The sequence below is a fragment of the Halomonas sp. SIMBA_159 genome, from assembly GCF_046536035.1.
GTDB classification, from domain to species: domain Bacteria; phylum Pseudomonadota; class Gammaproteobacteria; order Pseudomonadales; family Halomonadaceae; genus Vreelandella; species Vreelandella venusta_A.
The window spans coordinates 1-387 of sequence record NZ_JAWJBT010000150.1; the positions used below are offsets into that span (position 1 = coordinate 1).

1 protein-coding gene is annotated in these 387 nt (G+C 72.4%); it reads right to left on the reverse strand.

Going from position 1 to position 387, the window contains the following annotated elements:
- A partial coding sequence (locus R0J87_RS18770; RefSeq protein ID WP_498888095.1) for an isoaspartyl peptidase/L-asparaginase occupies positions 1–387 on the reverse strand: 387 nt, incomplete at both ends.

A 387-nucleotide genomic window follows, 5' to 3' on the forward strand; every position in this document is an offset into this window, starting at 1 on the left:
AGCCACGTGCCACCGCGCTTGAGCCGTCTTCCCTGCGGAGCGACCCCCGGCGGAGGCGTGAGCAGGCCCGCCGGCGCAGCGAACGGCAGCGCCCGGCCCGGAACCGCAGCAGATGCCGTGGCGCCCGGGTTCTCGGCGACCAGGCGCTCGTCGCGCCACCGCGCCCACTGATCGAACTTCGTCAGCAGCGCGCCGACCGTGCCGAAGTGCCTGGCGGTCTCCAGGTCGGCATGCGCCTGCTTGGCCGCCTCTTCCTTCAGCGCCCGCTGCAGCTGCTGCCAGCGCTTGTCGGTGCGGAAATACGAGGGGTCGACCAGGGTGATGCCCTGCTCCTTCGCGAACGCCTCGGCCCCGTCGCCCGCCATCATCACGTGCGGCGAATGCTCC